General features: G+C 60.6%; 13 protein-coding genes. 5 read left to right on the top strand and 8 right to left on the bottom strand.

Annotated features, from left to right (window positions below):
* Positions 1-38: 38 nt before the first annotated feature.
* Entirely contained in the window at positions 39-2,015 is a 1,977-nt protein-coding gene (htpG, locus tag B9Z37_RS08280; RefSeq protein ID WP_108312480.1) for a molecular chaperone HtpG, read from the top strand.
* 129 nt (positions 2,016-2,144) lie between these two features.
* Here htpG and B9Z37_RS08275 read toward each other — a convergent pair whose 3' ends face one another.
* The 4 genes from B9Z37_RS08275 to B9Z37_RS08260 all read right to left on the bottom strand — a co-directional run bounded on the left by B9Z37_RS08275 (position 2,145) and on the right by B9Z37_RS08260 (position 6,299).
* Entirely contained in the window at positions 2,145-3,212 is a 1,068-nt protein-coding gene (locus B9Z37_RS08275; protein ID WP_108312479.1) for an ABC transporter ATP-binding protein, read from the bottom strand.
* A 12-nt stretch (positions 3,213-3,224) separates the two neighbouring features.
* Entirely contained in the window at positions 3,225-4,079 is an 855-nt protein-coding gene (locus B9Z37_RS08270; RefSeq protein ID WP_108312478.1) for a carbohydrate ABC transporter permease, read from the bottom strand.
* A complete protein-coding gene (locus tag B9Z37_RS08265) occupies positions 4,076-4,954 on the bottom strand; it encodes a carbohydrate ABC transporter permease (RefSeq protein ID WP_108312477.1) in 879 nt (292 codons plus the stop codon). The genes B9Z37_RS08270 and B9Z37_RS08265 overlap by 4 nt, the downstream gene beginning before the upstream one ends.
* 106 nt (positions 4,955-5,060) lie before the next feature.
* Positions 5,061-6,299, bottom strand: coding sequence for an ABC transporter substrate-binding protein (locus tag B9Z37_RS08260; protein ID WP_407067229.1), 1,239 nt, complete (start codon positions 6,297-6,299; stop codon positions 5,061-5,063).
* Between the two features lie 209 nt (positions 6,300-6,508).
* On the opposite strand from B9Z37_RS08260, the gene B9Z37_RS08255 reads away from it, so the two are divergent.
* The 3 genes from B9Z37_RS08255 to B9Z37_RS08245 are packed head-to-tail and all read left to right on the top strand — an operon-like array spanning position 6,509 to position 9,705.
* On the top strand, positions 6,509-7,177 hold the full coding sequence (locus B9Z37_RS08255; protein ID WP_108312476.1) for a response regulator transcription factor: 669 nt from the start codon (positions 6,509-6,511) through the stop codon (positions 7,175-7,177).
* 30 nt (positions 7,178-7,207) lie between these two features.
* Positions 7,208-8,710, top strand: coding sequence for a sensor histidine kinase (locus tag B9Z37_RS08250; RefSeq protein ID WP_108312475.1), 1,503 nt, complete (start codon positions 7,208-7,210; stop codon positions 8,708-8,710).
* Positions 8,711-8,721: 11 nt separating this feature from the next.
* Entirely contained in the window at positions 8,722-9,705 is a 984-nt protein-coding gene (locus tag B9Z37_RS08245) for a glucokinase (RefSeq protein WP_108312474.1), read from the top strand.
* A gap of 2 nt (positions 9,706-9,707) precedes the next feature.
* Here B9Z37_RS08245 and B9Z37_RS08240 read toward each other — a convergent pair whose 3' ends face one another.
* The 3 genes from B9Z37_RS08240 to B9Z37_RS08230 all read right to left on the bottom strand — a co-directional run bounded on the left by B9Z37_RS08240 (position 9,708) and on the right by B9Z37_RS08230 (position 12,671).
* The gene (locus B9Z37_RS08240; RefSeq protein ID WP_108312473.1) at positions 9,708-10,727 is read right to left on the bottom strand and encodes a serine/threonine protein kinase; all 1,020 of its coding nucleotides are present in this window, start codon (positions 10,725-10,727) and stop codon (positions 9,708-9,710) included.
* Positions 10,728-10,758: 31 nt separating this feature from the next.
* Positions 10,759-11,565 carry a crotonase/enoyl-CoA hydratase family protein gene (locus B9Z37_RS08235; RefSeq protein WP_108312472.1) on the bottom strand — a complete coding sequence of 269 codons (807 nt, stop codon included), beginning with the start codon at positions 11,563-11,565 and terminating at the stop codon, positions 10,759-10,761.
* Positions 11,566-11,822: 257 nt separating this feature from the next.
* Entirely contained in the window at positions 11,823-12,671 is an 849-nt protein-coding gene (locus B9Z37_RS08230; RefSeq protein ID WP_108312471.1) for a 3-hydroxybutyryl-CoA dehydrogenase, read from the bottom strand.
* Between the two features lie 128 nt (positions 12,672-12,799).
* Between B9Z37_RS08230 and B9Z37_RS08225 the strand changes: the two genes are divergently transcribed.
* Complete coding sequence (locus B9Z37_RS08225) at positions 12,800-14,053, top strand: glycosyltransferase family 4 protein (RefSeq protein ID WP_108312470.1); 1,254 nt, start codon at positions 12,800-12,802, stop codon at positions 14,051-14,053.
* A 49-nt stretch (positions 14,054-14,102) separates the two neighbouring features.
* Here B9Z37_RS08225 and B9Z37_RS08220 read toward each other — a convergent pair whose 3' ends face one another.
* Entirely contained in the window at positions 14,103-15,287 is a 1,185-nt protein-coding gene (locus B9Z37_RS08220; protein ID WP_108312469.1) for an ATP-binding protein, read from the bottom strand.
* Positions 15,288-15,373 lie beyond the last annotated feature (86 nt).

Below are 15,373 nucleotides of genomic sequence, written 5' to 3'. Positions count from 1 at the left end.
GGTTTCTTGATCTTTTGTTTTTTACCTGTTGAATCGATATGAGCAAACAAACCCATGCCTTTCAGGCCGAAGTCGCACAACTGCTGCACCTGGTCACCCACTCGCTGTACTCCAACCAAGAGATTTTTCTGCGCGAGCTGATCTCCAACGCCTCGGACGCCTGCGACAAGCTGCGCTTTGAAGCGCTGAACAACACCGCCTTGTACGAAGACGCGCCCGAGCTGCAAGTGCGCTTGTCTTTCGACAAAGCCGCCAAGACGCTGACCATCACAGACAACGGTATCGGCATGACGGCGCAAGAAGCCATTGACCACCTGGGCACGATCGCCAAGAGCGGCACCAAAGACTTCATGAGCAAGTTGAGCGGTGACCAAAAATCAGACGCGCAGCTGATCGGCCAGTTTGGTGTGGGCTTTTATTCGGGCTTCATCGTCGCCGAAAAGATCACTGTCGAGACCCGCCGTGCGGGCGCAGCAGCCGCAGAAGGCGTGCGCTGGATCAGCGGCGGCACGGGCGACTTTGAGGTCGAAACCATCACCCGCGCCGAGCGCGGCACCAGCGTCATCCTGCACCTGCGCGAAGAAGCGCTGGATTACGCCAACAGCTGGAAGCTCAAGGAAATCGTCGGCAAATACTCCGACCACATCAGCCTGCCCATCTTGATGGAAAAGGAAGAGTGGAAAGACGGCGAGCTGATCGAGCCGAACAACGAAGAAGGTGGCCGTCAACCCGGCGGCATGGTCAAGACCGGCGAGTGGGAAACCATCAACAAAGCCAGCGCCTTGTGGACCCGCCCCAAGAAAGACATCACCGAGGAGCAATACGCCGACTTCTACAAACAGATCAGCCGCGACTTTGAAGCGCCGCTGACCTGGACGCACAACCGCGTGGAAGGCAGCACCGAATACACCCAGCTGCTGTACATCCCCGGCAAAGCCCCGCAAGACCTGTGGAACCGCGACAAGAAGGCGGGCATCAAGTTGTACGTCAAGCGCGTGTTCATCATGGACGAAGCCGAAGCGCTGATGCCCAGCTACCTGCGCTTTGTCAAAGGCGTGGTGGACTCGGCCGACCTGCCCCTGAACGTGAGTCGCGAGCTACTGCAAGAAAGCCGCGACGTCAAAGCCATCCGCGAAGGCTGCACCAAGCGCGTGTTGTCGATGCTGGAAGATTTGGCCAAACACGACAAGGCCCCTGAAGCCACTGAAGGGGTCACTGACGTTCTCAGCGAAGAAGACAAAGCCAAGATCGGCCAGTATTCCAAGTTCTACGCCGAGTTCGGCGCGGTGCTCAAAGAAGGCCTGGGCGAAGACTTTGGCAACCAGGCGCGTTTGTCCAAACTGCTGCGTTTTGCCTCATCGAGCGACACCGTGAGCGTGAAAGGCATGACGAGTTTGGCCGACTACAAAGCCCGCATGAAGGAAGGCCAGGACGCGATTTACTACATCACCGCCGACACCCTGGCCGCCGCCAAAAACAGCCCGCAGCTCGAAGTCTTCAAGAAAAAAGGCATCGAAGTCTTGCTGATGACCGACCGCGTGGACGAGTGGGCGCTGAACTTTGTGCACGAGTTTGACGGCACCCCGCTGCAAAGCGTGGCCAAAGGCGCATTTGACCTGGGCAAGCTGCAAGACGAAGAAGAAAAGAAAGCCGCCGAAGACGCGGCCGAAACCTTCAAGCCCGTGCTGGCCAAGCTCAAAGAAGCTTTGAAAGACAAAGCCGAAGACGTGCGCGTGACCAGCCGCCTGGTGGACAGCCCCGCCTGCTTGGTGGTGACCGACGACGGCATGAGCATGCAGCTGGCCCGCATGCTCAAGCAAGCAGGGCAAAGCGCTCCTGAAGTCAAGCCTGTGCTGGAAGTGAACCCCGAGCACGCTTTGGTCAAAAAGCTCGACGGCTCGGTCCACTTCCACGACCTGGCCCACATCCTGTTTGACCAAGCGCTGCTGGCCGAAGGCGGCTTGCCGGCGGACCCTGCGGCTTATGTGAAGCGGGTGAATGCTTTGCTGAGCTGATACAACCCGTCATCCCGAACCTCCCCGCTTGGTCATCCCGAACCTTCCCACTTGGTCATCCCGGACTTGATCCGGGATCCATGACCCCAGAAAAAGCCCCGTCAGACTTGCGTTTGACGGGGCTTTTTTTCACCCCACCCGCACGCCACTGGCGCGGTCAAACAAATGCGACTGCTCGGCAGCCCATTGCAAGTGCACTGCGTCGCCCACTGCCGCTTGCAACACGCCCGGCACGCGGGCCGTCAATTTGCCTGCGGCGGTGTCCACCGTGGCATAGGTTTCGGGGCCGGTGGGCTCGATCATGCTGAGCTTGCCGCGCAGGCCTGTGGCGGCAAAGCCGATGCTCTCGGGGCGCAGGCCATAGACCAGCTCGGCACTGCCATGCGCTTGCACCGCCGCGCGTTGCGCGTCGGTGATGGCCAGTTCCACGCCGTGGGCAGTCAATGCTTGACCGACGCGCTGCGCGTCCACCATGTTCATGGCGGGCGAGCCGATGAACTCGGCCACAAAGCGGTTGGCCGGGTGGTTGTAGATGTCGTTGGGCGTGCCGAACTGTTGCACCAGGCCGTCTTTCATCACGGCGATGCGGTCACCCAACGTCATGGCTTCGACCTGGTCGTGCGTCACATACACCGTGGTGGTTTGGGTGCGTTGGTGCAAGAGCTTGATCTCGGCGCGCATTTCCACACGCAGCTTGGCATCCAAGTTGGACAGCGGTTCGTCAAACAAAAACAGCTTGGGGTCTCGCGCCAAAGCGCGGCCCATGGCCACACGTTGACGCTGCCCGCCCGACAGTTGCCCGGGCTTGCGGTCGAGCAGATGGCCGATTTGCAGCATGGCCGACACACGGTCCACCGCCGCTTTGCGCTCATCCTTGGGCACTTTGCGGATCTCCAGACCAAAAGCAATGTTTTGGGCCACGGTCATGTTCGGGTAGAGCGCGTAGCTTTGGAACACCATGGCGATGTCGCGGTCCTTGCTGGGCAGATGGGTCACCTCGCGCTCACCGATGTGGATGCTGCCGCGGGTGGGGTGGTCCAGGCCCGCGATCATCGATAACAGCGTGGATTTGCCGCAGCCCGAGGGGCCGACCAAAATCAAAAATTCACCGGCGTCGATCTCCAGATCAATGCCTTTAAGAATGTGGACCGTCTCGTTATAGGTCTTGTGGATGTTGCGAATGGCCAGTGCGCCCATGATGTTTTCCCTTTAACCCTTGACAGCGCCAGCCGTCAGGCCGCGCACAAAATATTTACCCGCCACCACGTACACAAACAGGGTGGGCAATGCCGCGATCAAGGCGGCGGCCATGTCGACGTTGTATTCTTTGACGGCGCTCGAGGTGTTGGCCAGGTTGTTCAGGCCCACGGTGATCGGTTTGCTGTCGGCCCCCGAGAACACCACACCGTACAAAAAGTCGTTCCAGATGTTGGTGAACTGCCAGATCAGCGTGACCACCAAGATGGGCAGCGACAGCGGCAGCACGATGCGGCGGAAGATCATCCAGAAGCCCGCACCATCCAGCTGCGCGGCTTTGATGAGTTCATCCGGCAGGCCGATGTAGTAATTGCGGAAAAACAGCGTGGTCGACGGAATGCCCGCCACGACGTGCACCAGCATCAGGCCCCAGATTGAACTGGCCACGCCCAACCAGCCCAGCACCTGGCTCATGGGCAGCAGCACCACTTGCATGGGCATGAACACGCCAAACAGCATGAAGGCAAACAGGGTCTCGCTGCCGCGAAATTTCCACTTGGAGAGCACATAGCCATTGAGCGAACCGATCAGGGTGGACAGCAACACAGCAGGCACGACCATGACCATCGAATTCCAGAAAAAGGGCTTCAAGCCCTCGCACTGCACCCCGGTGCAGGCACTGCCCCAGGCTTTGAACCAGGCGTCGAGTGTGGGGGCTGTGGGCAGGCTCAGCAAGTTGCCTGTGCGCAGCTGCTCGGCGTCTTTGAGCGACGTGGTCAGCATCACATACAAGGGCACCAGAAACCACGCAGCAAACAACAGCAGCATGCTCCACAGGATCAGGCGATGAAAATTCAGGCGGTTCATCGTTTGCCTCGCAATTCAGAATAAAGGTAAGGCACCACGATGGCGGCCACGGTGGCCAGCATCACGGTGGCGCTGGCCGCACCCACGCCAATCTGGCCGCGTGTGAAGGCGGTGGCGTACATGAAGGTGGCGGGCAAGTCGGTGGCGTAACCTGGGCCGCCCGCAGTCAAAGCCATGACCAAATCAAAGCTCTTGATGGCCAGGTGCGACACCACCAGCAAGGTGCTGAAAAACACCGGCCCCAAGCTGGGCAAAATGATGCGCCAGTAAATGGTCGGCAAGCTCGCGCCATCCACCTGGGCGGCTTTGATGATCGAGTCGTCGATGCCGCGCAGCGCGGCCAAAAACAGCGCCATGACAAAGCCCGCGCTTTGCCACACACCGGCAATGACCACGCAGTAAATGGCCATGTCTTGCTGCACGAGCCAGTCAAAACTGAAACTGGTGAAACCCCAGCTGCGCATCAGGTGCTCCAGCCCGAGGCCGGGGTTCAAAATCCACTTCCAGGCGGTACCGGTGACGATGAAAGAGATCGCCATCGGGTACAAATAAATGGTGCGCAAGACGCCTTCGCCACGCACCTTTTGGTCGAGCAAGATGGCGAGCAAAACACCCAAAGCCATCGCACCACCGATAAAGCAAAAACCAAAAACCGCCATGTTCGTCATGGCGACACGAAAGCGGTCGCTGTCCAACAAAGCACTGTAGTGCTGCAAGCCTACAAACTCATAGTTGGGCAACAGGCGTGAAGCGGACACGGACAGGTAACCGTTCCAGGCCATCAGGCCATAGATGAACAGCAGCGACAGCACAAAGCTGGGCGCAATGACCAGTTTGGGCAACCAAGCGGCTTGCTGTGGGGAAGATGAAGACATGGGTGATCCAATCGAGGGCCAGCGCGGGCTGCAAGCTCGTGACCTGCAGCCCGGCGGCTAAAAAGACAACAGGCCGCCGCGATACGCGACTGACCCGTTCAAAGACTTACTTGACCTTGGCTGCCGAAGCGATCTTGGCTTGAGCGTCTTTGCTGCTCATCTTGTCGTCGTTCCAGAACTGGCTGACGGCGTCTTGAATCGCGCCGGATGTGGCTGAGCCGATGGCCATGCCGTGGGCGACCGATGGCACCAGACCGCCGTTTTTGGCCGTGGCCACGAAGTCGTTGGCGCTGAGCTTGGCGCAGTCGTCAAACTTGACCAGGTTCATGTTCAGGCGAACGGGGATGGAGCCCTTGTTCAGGTTGAACACTTCTTGGAAATCGGTCGACATGATGGCAGCAGCCAAGTCTTTTTGGGCCTGGCCGTTGGCTTCGTTTTTCAGCTTGAACATGGCAAAAGAGTCCACGTTGAAAGTGAACGACTTGGCGGTGCCAGGAGCGGCTGCGCAAGTGAAGTCAGCGCCGGGCTTTTTGCCAGCCGCCACAAACTCGCCTTTGGCCCAGTCACCCATCAACTGCATACCGGCTTCGCCCTTGATGACCATGGCCGTGGCCAGGTTCCAGTCACGGCCAGGTGCGTTTTTGTCGGTGTAGGTTTTAACCTTCTTGAAGGTGTCGAGCACCTTGGTCATGGTGGCACTGGTCAAAGTGGCTTGGTCCAATTGCACCAGTGCTTTTTTGTAGAAGTCGGCACCGCCGACGCCCAGGGCCACGCTCTCGAAGGTGGTGAAGTCTTGCCAGTTTTGGCCGCCGTGCGCCACGGGGATGATGCCGGCCTTTTTCAGGGCTTCAGCAGCCACAAAGAATTCGTCCCAGTTGGTCGGCACTTTGGCACCGGCTTTTTTGAACGCGGCGTTGCTGGCCCACAGCCAGTTCACGCGGTGCACGTTCACGGGGGCGGCAATGTAGTTGCCCTTGTACTTCATGACGTTGGCGACCACGGGGGGCAGCAAGCTGTCCCACTTTTCGGCCTTGGCCACGTCGTCGATGTTGGCCAACACGCCTTCAGCAGCCCACTCTTGCAAAGCAGGGCCCTTGATCTGGGCAGCTGCTGGGGCATTGCCCGACACCACACGCGACTTGAGCACGGTCATGGCGTTGTCACCACCGCCACCGGCCACGGCAAAGTCTTTCCATGCATGCCCTTTTGCTTGCAACGTGGCTTTCAGGGCTGCGGCCGATTTGGCTTCGCCGCCACTGGTCCAGTAGTGCAGCACTTCGACTTCGCCGGCATGGGCCGCAAAGGCCAGCACGGCGGCTGTGGCCAGGATCGAACGTTGGAACAATTGAGCAGATTTCAAGAGAGTCTCCTTGTAAGGGCCACTGAGGGCCTGAGTGGGTGTGCGAGGCGGCAGAACTGCATGCAGGTGGGCCCACATCAACCTCGACGGACCGAATGTTAATATTCTATTAATAAATTAACACTAGGTTAAACCCTAGGCCCGAAATTGCCGGTTTGAAGGTCAAAGGCTGAACAATCCATTAAGCTTCGGGCATGAAATTGCTGCTTGCTGAAGACGATGCCATGCTCGCCGACGCCCTGACCACCCAATTGGGCGGGGCTGGTTTTGAAGTGGAACACGCCCCCAACGGGGCGGTGGCCGACTATTTGCTCCAAAAGCAGCATTTCGACATGGCCGTGCTGGACATCGGTTTGCCCATGATGGACGGCTTGGCGGTGTTGCAGCATGTCCGCCAAACCCACCCCACCTTGCCCGTGCTGCTGCTGACGGCCCGCGATGCCCTGGACGACCGGGTGGCCGGGCTGCAGGCTGGCGCAGACGACTACGTGACCAAACCGTTTGACTTTCCTGAGCTGCTGGCCCGTCTGCAAGCCCTGCTGCGGCGCACACAACCGGCCAGCGCCTCAGCCCCCTTTGGTCGCCTGTCACTGGATGCCACATCACGCCGCGCCGTGGTGGGCGGCGAACCGTTGGAACTGAGTGGCCGCGAATGGACGCTGCTGGAGCTGCTGGTCAACCAGCGCGACAAAGTGGTCACCAAAGAACAGATCAACCAGGCCTGGAGCGACGAGGGCGGTGAGACCGGTGGCGGCAACTCGATCGAGGTCTACATCCACCGTCTGCGCCGCAAACTCGAAGATGCGGGCTTGGTCATTCGCACGGTGCGCGGCCTGGGCTACCTGCTGGAAGCCCAAACGTGACGGACCACCCCACATGCTGAGCCATCGCGCATGACGGCAAAGGCCCACGTACCGACCAGCCACGCAGGGCAAGCGGGCGTCTCGCTGGCACGTCAGTTGCTGCTGTGGCTGTTGCTGCCACAACTGGTGTTGTGGATGGCGGGCGGTGTGGCCACCTACCGATTTGCAGCGGGTTACGCCAACCAGGCGATCGACGCCAGCTTGCTGCAAGCCAGTCGCTCACTGGCACGGCAGCTCAAGCCCATTGGCAACGGTTTGCTGATCGACTTTCCGCGTGCCGCGCAAGACGTGCTCGAAGCCGACCCGGCCGACAAACTGCTCTACATGGTCAGCTCACCACCCGGGCAGTTCATTCTGGGCAACCAGTCTTTGCCCGCCCCGGTATTGCCCATACAAGATGCAGCGCCCGACGAGCCCGCACTGGACACCCCTTATTTTTACGACGGCACCATGCCCGTGAATGGCCGCGCCGCGCTGCACGCACCCACGGGTCAGCCTCTGCGCTTGGTGGCGCTGTACCTGCGCTTTGGCGACGAAGCCAACGCGCCGCAAACCATGTTGGTGCAAGTGGCCCGAAGCAGCGCCAACCGCGAAGAATTGGCGCGCCGCATTCTGGTGGACATGCTGCTGCCCATGTCGAGCCTGGTGCTGCTGATGACGCTGATCGTGTGGCTGGGCATTCGTGCCGGGTTGTCACCATTGGCACGCCTGCGCCAACAAGTGGAAGGCCGCAACCCCACCGACCTGGCCCCGCTGCAACTGGCCTCGGCCCCGCGTGAACTGTGGTCGCTGGCCACCGCCATCAACACCTTGCTGTCGGCCGTACAAAACACCGTGGCCACGCAAAAGCGCTTCATTGGCGACGCGGCGCACCAGTTGCGCACGCCACTGGCGGGCCTCAAAAGCCAGACCGAAATCGCCCTGCAATCAACCACCGACCCCGAGCTGCGGGCTCGCCTGCAACGCGTGCACGACAGCGCCACCCGCAGCGCCCACTTGGTCAACCAGCTGCTGACATTGGCCCGGGCCGAGCCCGAATCGGTCATGGCGCAAGACCGCAAACGCTTTGACCTGCAGCGACTGGCCCAAACCCTGACGGCCGAATGGGTGCCGCGTGCGCTGCGTGCCCAGATTGATTTGGGCCTGGACGACAGCGCCACCGTGCCGGTTTGGGTCGAAGCCAACGAGCTGCTGGTGCGCGAGTCACTGACCAACCTGATCGACAACGCGCTGCACTATGCGGGCGCAGGCAGCCAGGTCACCGTGCGGGTGATGGCCGACAACACCAGCACCACGCCTCAGGCTTTGTTGCAAGTCTCGGACACCGGGCCTGGCCTGACACCTGCCGAGCGCGAACGGGTGTTTGAGCGTTTTGTGCGGGCCAGCGATATCGGCCAAGGCTGCGGCCTGGGCCTGGCCATCGTCAAGGAAATCGTGGAACGCCACCATGGCGAGGTCCAGCTGGATGAAGTGCTGCCCCACGGCCTGTGCGTGTCGATCCGATTGCCCCTGTCGCCAACCCCTGCTGCATGAACCCTTCTCATATGAACGCACTCCACGCTCAAACCCCTCGCCTCTTGGGCGACATCGGCGGCACCAATGCCCGCTTTGCCTTGGTCAATGGCGACGGCTCACCCATCACGCAAGAAGTCACCTTGCCCACCGGGCAGTTCCCAGATCTGGCGGCGGCGGCAAGCAGCTATCTGCAGCAAGTCGGCCAGCGCGGGGTGCGCCAAGCCTGCATCGCGATTGCCAACCCCATCGATGGCGATGCGCTGAAGATGACCAACAACCACTGGCAGTTCTCCATCGAGGCCACGCGCCAAAAGCTGGGGCTGGACAGCCTCTTGATGCTCAACGACTGGGAAGCCATGGCCATGGCGGCACCGGCCCTGCTGGGCAGCGATCTGGAACAGATCGGCTCGGGCGAACCTGTGCCCAATGCGCCCAAAGGCCTGATCGGTCCGGGCACCGGGCTGGGTGTGTCCTCGCTGGTGCGTTCGCGTCAGGGCGACTGGGTGCCCATTGCAGGCGAAGGCGGGCATGTCAGCATGTCCCCCACCTGCGAACGAGAGGCCGACATCCTGCGCATTTTGTGGCGCACCCACCCCCATGTGTCTGTCGAGCGCGTGGTCTCGGGCATGGGCCTCGAAAACTTGTACCGCGCCATTTGTGAACTCAATGGCACCGAGGCCGAAAACCTGGTGGCTGCGCAAGTGACCACACGAGCGCTGGCCACCCAAGATGTGGCTTGCGAAGAAGCACTGGACCGCATGTGCCGCCTGCTGGGCAACGCAGCCGCCAACTTGGCCGTGACACTGGGCGCACGCGGCGGCATCTACATTGGCGGCGGCGTGATCGGGCGCTTAGGCGACTACTTTGCGCAGTCGGGTTTCAGGGCCGCGTTTGAAGCCAAAGGCCGCTTCGAGAACTACATGAAGCGCATCCCGACCTACGTCATCCGCGCCGAACAACCGGCCTTGATTGGCTGCGCCATGGCGCTGGGCGTGCAGCCTGCGCGGCGCTGAGCTCACACGCTGAGCGGCGTTTCCTGCATTTGCTCGACCTGCTCTTGCAGCATGAGCACCTGACCGCGCCAATAGTCGGGCGTGCCAAACCACGGAAAGTTGATCGGGAAAATCGGGTCTTCCCAACGCCGCGCCAGCCAAGCGCTGTAGTGGATCAAACGCAAAGTGCGCAGCGGCTCGATCAGGCGCAGCTCTGCGCGGTCAAAGTCGCGCACCTGTTCATACCCGTCCAGCAAGGCCGACAGCTGCTGCGTGCGCTGCCCCCGGTCGCCCGACAACAGCATCCACAGATCTTGAACGGCAGGCCCCATGCGGGCGTCGTCCAAGTCCACAAAGTGCGGGCCGCCACCGGGCAGCTCAGAGGGCGTCCACAAAATGTTGCCCGGGTGGCAGTCGCCATGCAGGCGAATCAAGCGGCGATCTGCTGCGCCTTGGGCAAAAGCTTCTTGAATCAAAGCCAGCGCAGGCGCCAAAGCCTCGCGCCATTCGCGTTCCACCTCCAGCGGAATCATCTGGTTTTTTTGAAGCCACTCGGCAGGCTCCAGCGCAAAGGTCTGCATATCGAGCGTGGGTCTGTGCGCAAAAGGTTGGGCCGCGCCCACTGTATGAATTCGGGCCAAGAAACGGCCAATCCATTCGAGCACTTCAAAATCGTCCAGCTCGGGCGTGCGACCGCCGCGTAAAGGGCTGACCGAAAAATCAAAGCCCGCACTTTGGTGCAGGGTCTGGCCGTTCAGCATCATGGGTGGCACCACAGGCACTTCGGCCGCCAGCAGTTCGGCGGCGAAGTCGTGTTCCTCCTGAATCTGCGCACGACTCCAGCGCCCAGGCCGGTAAAACTTGAGCACCACCGCCGACGCGCCCTGCACGGGTTCGTCCAGATGGGCACGGTAAACGCGATTTTCGTAAGAGCTGAGCGCCAGCAAACGGCCATCGGGCCACAAGCCCAGGTCGGTCAAAGCGTCCATCACCCGGTCCGGGGTGAGTTCGGCATAAGGGTGCAAAGCGTTCGGTTCGGTCATGCGTCGATTGTGACCGAGCGCTTGACCCGGCTCAGCGTCCGGTGAACCGGGCTGTGCGCTTTTCCACAAACGAACGCACGCCCTCGGCCGCGTCATCGCTGTTGGACAGCGCTTTTTGCACTGAAATGAAGTCGTGCATGGCCACCAGCGGGCCTTGCTCCACACCCTTGAGCACGTTTTGCCGTGTGGCCACCACCGCCAGCGGCGCTTGCGCGGCAATCAGGTCGGCGATGCGCATGGCCTCGGCCAGCAAACTTGCCGCAGGCACCACCTTTTGCACAAAGTTCAGGCGCAGGGCTTCGGCGCTGTCAAACACATCGGCCGTGAGCAAATGCAAGAGTGCGTTGCCCATGCCAGCGCGCTCAGCCATGCGCAAGGTGGCCCCGCCCGTGGCCATGATGCCGCGCTGCACCTCCAGCTGAGAAAACCGGCAGTCGTCGGCCGCGACCACGATGTCGGCGGCCAGCATGAGCTCAATGCCCAGCGTGTAAGTGATGCCCTGCACCGCCACCACCATGGGTTTGGTGCGTCGGCGGTAGCCTTCCATGCCCAAGTTGAGCGGGTCCACCAGACCCAGCGGCACGGCCTTTTCGCCACGCTGCATCAGCGGCGCAATGGTGGGCAAATCGAGTCCCGCTGTGAAGTGGTCGCCCGCCGCGCACAGCACCCCCACGCGCAGTGCGGGGTCGTCGTCGAGCCGGGTGTACGCCTCGCCCAGCTCACGGTACATCTTGGGTGTGAAACCGTTGCGCTTAGCAGGGCGGTTGATGCAAATCTGAAGGACCGCACCGTGCACGGTGCAGTCGATCTGGCCTTCGAGGTGGTGTGGGGTGTTCATGGGGCCATGGTAGGCCCAACCTCACCCTCCCAAGTTTCACCCACGCGACAAGCCAATGTGACGTCACCCCGGGCACCTGCATTTGTCACTCCGGGCACCTGCATTTGTCACTCCGGGCACCTGCATCTGTCACCCCGGGCTTGACCCGGGGTCCATCTTCATGGCGGTTGCAAACGGCAGCGACCCACATGGATCCCGGAGCAAGTCCGGGATGACGGAGAGGGCAGGGACCTCGGATGGGGTCTGCAAGGCTACGTTCAGTACTTGTAAACACCCTGCCCCGTCTTGCGACCCAAGCGGCCTGCAGCGACCATTTCCTTGAGCAAGGGGCTGGGGCGGTATTTGCTGTCGCCAAATTCCTTGAGGTAAACCTCCATCACGGCCAAACACACATCGAGGCCAATCATGTCGGCCAGTGCCAGCGGGCCAATGGGCTGGTTGCAGCCGAGCTTCATGCCCGCGTCAATCGCTTCGGCCTCGGCCAGGCCCTCGCCCAACACAAAGAAAGCCTCGTTGATCATGGGCACCAGAATGCGGTTGACCACAAAGCCCGGTGCGTTCTTGACGGTGATGGGGGTCTTGCCCAACGCCAGCGCCATGTCGTGCACGGCGTCGTGGGTGGCGTCGCTGGTTTGCAGGCCACGAATGATCTCGACCAGCGCCATCATCGGCACGGGGTTGAAGAAGTGCATGCCGATGAAACGGTCCGCACGTTGCGTGGCCGCGGCCAGTTGCGTGATCGAAATCGACGAGGTGTTGGACGCGATGATTACGTTCGGGGCCAGCATGCCGTCGAGCTGCTTCAAGATCTTGACCTTGAGTTCGTGGTTTTCCGTGGCGGCTTCGATCACCAGCTGGGCGCCCTTCAGGTCGTCATAACTGGAGCTGCCCTTGATGCGTGCCAGCGCAGCGTCTTTGTCGGCTTCGCTGATCTTTTCTTTCTTGACCAGACGGTCCAAGCTGCTGGCCACGGTGGCCAAGCCTTTGGCCACGGCCGCATCTGAAATATCCACCATCACCACCTGAATGCCCGACACCGCACACGCCTGTGCAATGCCATTGCCCATGGTGCCTGCGCCAATGATGCCTACGGTTTGAATGCTCATCGCTGTACTTCCTTGAAAACGGGGTAAAGAACGGAATAAAAGGGGTTCAACAGCCATCTTAACGGGGCGACTTCACGCCACCCTGACACCCTGTGGACATGCGATGATTCGCGCTCAGGCAAGACACCATGAACATCCTTTTCGTCCACCAGAATTTCCCGGGCCAGTTCAAGCACCTGGCCCCTGCCATGGCACGCCAAGGCCACCGCGTGGTGGCCCTGCACATCAACGCCTGCCCGCCTGTGCCGGGCGTGGAACTGGTGCGCTACCCGGTCGCGGGCCGACCCGGCCAAGGCACGCACCGCTGGGTGGCCGACCTGGAGGTCAAAACCCTGCGCGGCGAAGCCACTTGGCAAGCCGCCATGAAACTGCGCGAACAAGGCTTTGTGCCCGATGTGATCGTGGCCCACCCTGGTTGGGGCGAAAGCCTGTTCTTGCAGCAAGTCTGGCCCCAAGCGCGGCTGGGCATTTATTGCGAATTTTTCTACCAGCACCAAGGCGCGGACGTCGGCTTTGACCCGGAGTTCGGCAACCCGGACACCGACAACGCCTGCCGCCTGCAGATGAAAAACGCCAACTACGAGCTGCACTTTGCGCGTGCGCACGCGGGCATCGCTCCCACACACTGGCAGGCCTCGCTGTTCCCCGAGCCTTTTGCCTCGCGCATCGCCGTCATCCACGACGGCATCCGCACAGATCTGATCAGACCTGACCCCAGCGCCCGCATCCGTGTGCAAACCGCGCAAGGCGTATTGCAACTGGGGCAGGGCGACGAAGTCATCACCTTCGTCAACCGCAACCTAGAGCCCTACCGCGGCTACCACCAGTTCATGCGGGCGCTGCCCGCCATTCTGAAAGCCCGCCCCAAAGCCCGCGTAGTCATCATTGGCGGCAACGAGGTCAGCTACGGCGCGGCACCGCCCCCCGGCCCCGACGGCAAACCCCAAACTTGGCGCGATATTTTTCTGAACGAAGTCAAAGGCGATCTGGACGTATCGCGTCTGCACTTTGTGGGCAAGGTGCCCTATGCCGATTTTTTGCGCGTGCTGCAGGTGTCCACCGTGCACGTGTACCTGACCTACCCCTTTGTGCTCAGCTGGAGCCTGCTCGAAGCCATGAGCGCAGGCTGCGCCATCGTGGCCAGCGACACCGCCCCGGTGCGCGAAGCGATTCGCCACGGCGAGACCGGGCAACTGGTGGACTTTTTTGACCCTGCGGCGCTGGCGCAACAGGTGATTGACTTGTGCGAAAACCCAGCAGAACGTGCGCGGCTGGGGGCGCAGGCGCGGGCATTTGCGGTGGAAAACTACGATCTGGAGACGCGTTGTCTGCCTGGGCAGATGGCGTGGGTGCAAGGGTTGGCAAACAACCGAGCAGCCTAATGCACCCATCGTCCATCGCAAGCAGTGGGCACAGTGACCTAACGCTCTGCTACGCTTGGCTTGGTTTTTGCACGTAGTTGCGGATCAAGTACTCGTTGAACAAGGGAACGGTGAAGGCGATATCGCCGTGAGATGGGCTGTAGATCATTCCCTTGCTGATGATCTGCGCACGACGCGGCCCCAGACTTTGATGGGTTTCCTTCAGTGCGTCTGCGATGTCTGATGATCTGTAGGGCCCAGCGCCAAGCTTCGCCATAGCGATCACGTACTCTCGCTCCTTTGGCGTCAAGCGATCAAATCGCACCTTAAAGAAGCCTTCGTCTAGCCGTTTTGTCGCCTCTCCTGCCGCCTTCGAGGCATCCTCTAGCTTGATGCGCGGACCCTCGGCGAGGTTCCAGCACTGATAGCCCCACTCCTGCAAAAAGTAGGGATAGCCTTTGGTCTTTGCCAGAATCTCGCTGATCGCTTTGTCGTCTATCTCCTCACCCTCAGCTTGGATGGGCTGCCTGATGGCGGTTTCGACGTCCTCGTCTTCCAGCGCACCCACCGCTGGGTAATGAAAGAGCCGCTCAGCATAGGATTTCGCATCCCCCGAAAGAGCTGCAACCTGTGGCAGCCCCGCACCGAAGAACAACACAGGCAGATCTCTTTGATTCACTTTGTGGAGCGCCACGATCAAAGCGGCCAGATCTTTAGAGCGCAGGTACTGCACTTCGTCAATGAGAAGGCTCCATGCTTTGCCCGCGGCCTTAGCCGCCTCGCCGACACGTACGAACAATTCGGGCAGGTCCGCCTCCATATCTCCGCTGTCCGCAACGCCTAATTCCGGATCAACCGAAATTGATGCATCTCCATACGAGAGCTTGAACGCAGAAGCAAAAGAGCGAAGTGCCCGAAGCGCCTGGTGGGTTTTAGCCTTCGCATTCTCTGAAGCCGAGAGCTTGCGCAAAGCTTGATTGATTTTGGGCACGAGCAATTCACTGAGCGCTTTTCCCTCTGGCGCTTCGATCGAAGATGTCACGTGCCCCGCCGCTTCGGCCATCAATTCGATTTTGTTCAGCAGTACCGTCTTTCCTACGCCACGCAAGCCAAGCAGCATCTGTGAGCGACTGGGTTTACCCAAAAGCGCCCTTTGAATGGCGATCTGCGCGTCTTGGAGTATGGCTTCCCGTCCGGCAAGCTCTGGCGGTCTACTTCCGGCGCCGGGGGCAAATGGGTTTCTCACGGGATCCATGGCTTCTCCTGTGGCATGAAATTTATCAATTTCTAATAAAGTATATCAAGTATGACATATACATTGATAGAAAAACTTAGTGTTTC

This window comes from Limnohabitans parvus II-B4, assembly GCF_003063455.1.
Taxonomy (GTDB): Bacteria; Pseudomonadota; Gammaproteobacteria; order Burkholderiales; family Burkholderiaceae_C; genus Limnohabitans_A; species Limnohabitans_A parvus.
The sequence above is the reverse complement of the archived record's forward strand: the minus strand, read 5'-3'. Positions and strand labels throughout refer to the sequence as shown.

Excerpts from the sequence above, each read along its gene's own strand:
- htpG (WP_108312480.1), top strand. The coding sequence starts at position 39 with ATGAGCAAACAAACCCATGCCTTTCAGGCCGAAGTCGCACAACTGCTG.
- B9Z37_RS08275 (WP_108312479.1), bottom strand. The coding sequence starts at position 3,212 with ATGGGCGCACTGGCCATTCGCAACATCCACAAGACCTATAACGAGACG.
- B9Z37_RS08270 (WP_108312478.1), bottom strand. The coding sequence starts at position 4,079 with ATGAACCGCCTGAATTTTCATCGCCTGATCCTGTGGAGCATGCTGCTG.
- B9Z37_RS08265 (WP_108312477.1), bottom strand. The coding sequence starts at position 4,954 with ATGTCTTCATCTTCCCCACAGCAAGCCGCTTGGTTGCCCAAACTGGTC.
- B9Z37_RS08255 (WP_108312476.1), top strand. The coding sequence starts at position 6,509 with ATGAAATTGCTGCTTGCTGAAGACGATGCCATGCTCGCCGACGCCCTG.
- B9Z37_RS08250 (WP_108312475.1), top strand. The coding sequence starts at position 7,208 with ATGACGGCAAAGGCCCACGTACCGACCAGCCACGCAGGGCAAGCGGGC.
- B9Z37_RS08245 (WP_108312474.1), top strand. The coding sequence starts at position 8,722 with ATGAACGCACTCCACGCTCAAACCCCTCGCCTCTTGGGCGACATCGGC.
- B9Z37_RS08240 (WP_108312473.1), bottom strand. The coding sequence starts at position 10,727 with ATGACCGAACCGAACGCTTTGCACCCTTATGCCGAACTCACCCCGGAC.
- B9Z37_RS08235 (WP_108312472.1), bottom strand. The coding sequence starts at position 11,565 with ATGAACACCCCACACCACCTCGAAGGCCAGATCGACTGCACCGTGCAC.
- B9Z37_RS08230 (WP_108312471.1), bottom strand. The coding sequence starts at position 12,671 with ATGAGCATTCAAACCGTAGGCATCATTGGCGCAGGCACCATGGGCAAT.
- B9Z37_RS08225 (WP_108312470.1), top strand. The coding sequence starts at position 12,800 with ATGAACATCCTTTTCGTCCACCAGAATTTCCCGGGCCAGTTCAAGCAC.
- B9Z37_RS08220 (WP_108312469.1), bottom strand. The coding sequence starts at position 15,287 with ATGGATCCCGTGAGAAACCCATTTGCCCCCGGCGCCGGAAGTAGACCG.